Raw genomic sequence first — 1,579 nt, forward strand, 5'->3', positions numbered from 1 at the left:
GCGCCGCACGTCCGCCGACGCGGGTGGGGCGACCGTTCCGCTCCCGGTGCGGGCCGTCGGCCGCCCCGCCGGGCCTCCAGCGCCCGTGACACCATCAGGGCGTGATCGACCTCGGCTACTCGCTCTCCCGCCGTTTCCCCGACCCGCCGCAGACGGACTACCGCACGGCGGACGTGCACGCCCTGCGGTACGACCTGTTCTGCGGTGACGTCTACATCGCCGACGTGCAGACCGACCGGGAGCTGTCCACAGCCTGGGGATGGGTGCCGGTGCTGGACTTCGCCTGGGCCCTCTGCGACATCGTCGAGCAGGTCGACCGCGACCCGCGCGGCACCCGGGCGTCCGTGCCGCAGCACGCCGAACTGGACTTCACCGAGTCCGCCGACCGCATGTACTTCGAGCGGCGCTTCGGCTGGGTGGAGATCAGCGCGGACTGGCAGCCGGCCGACGAACGCCCGCTCAACCTCAACCACGCCGCGCTGCGCCGCGAGGCCCGGGACTTCCTGCACGATCTGACCGCCGACCTCACCGACATGCACGACGGGCTGGCCGACAACCCGGCGGTGTGGTCGCTGCTGGCGCGCTTCCCACGCGTCTGACCCCGCCGGACCCGCGCCACCGCGCCCGTACGGACGCGGTGGCGGGCGCCGGTGGCGGGTACCTCCACCTGCGCGGCCCTGGTGCGCCACGGCCCGCGTCCGCCTACCGTGCACACATGAGCAGGAAATGGCTGGTGTGGGCCGCGTTGGCCTGCGTCCTGGTGCTGCTGGTGGTCGTGCTGCTGATCCAGTTCGCCGACCAGAACCGGGAACGGGAGCGGGACGACTCGCTGCTCGTCCCCGAGGGCAGACGGGCCGCGCAGGTGTACGGCGCGGTCGACGAGGCGCTGGCTTTGGAGGACGGCGCAACCGCCCGCGCGGCGCGCGACGCCTCCCTGGCGCTGCCCGCCGAGGCGGACGGTGATCCCGAGGGCTACCTCTTTCCCGCGACCTATCCCGTCACCGACACGACCACCGCCACCTCGCTGCTCTCCTTCATGGTGAACACCGCCAACACCACGCTGGAGGCGGAGGACGTACCGGAAGGTGCGGCCCGGCACGACCTCAACACCTACGAGGCGGTCGCGGCGGCCAGCATCGTGCAGGCAGAGGTGGACACCGTGCGGGACATGGGCCGGGCCGCCCGCGTCATCCACAACAGGCTGGCCCGCGACATGCCGTTGCAGATGGACTCCACCGTCAACTACGCGCTGAACCGCAGCACCCTGGACACCACTCGCGAGGAGACCAGGATCAACAGCCCCTACAACACGTACCGGAACCGGGGACTGCCGCCCACGCCCATCGGAAACCCGGGGCGGGAGGCGCTCGGGGCCGTCGTCGATCCCCCGGACGGCGACTGGCTCTACTTCGTCACCGTGCGCCCCGGCGACACCCGCTTCACCGCCGACTACGCCGAACACCGGGAGAACGTCGCGGAGTTCAACCGCCGGCAGGCGGAGCCCCGGGAGACGGCGGCCGAGTAGGGCCCCCGCCGCCCCGGGCCGCTCCCGACCGCCCCCCGCCCGGACTGCCGCCAC

Annotated in this window: 2 protein-coding genes; both read left to right on the forward strand. The window is 72.8% G+C overall.

The annotated features are described in order from the left end of the window. Positions 1-101 precede the first annotated feature (101 nt). Positions 102-599, forward strand: coding sequence for a hypothetical protein (locus ACYVE9_RS26090; protein ID WP_461030358.1), 498 nt, complete (start codon positions 102-104; stop codon positions 597-599). A 116-nt stretch (positions 600-715) separates the two neighbouring features. Then, positions 716-1,525, forward strand: a complete 810-nt coding sequence (gene mltG, locus ACYVE9_RS26095) for an endolytic transglycosylase MltG (protein WP_461030359.1) — start codon at positions 716-718, stop codon at positions 1,523-1,525. Positions 1,526-1,579: the final 54 nt, after the last annotated feature.

It is taken from the genome of Streptomyces sparsus, assembly GCF_054776295.1.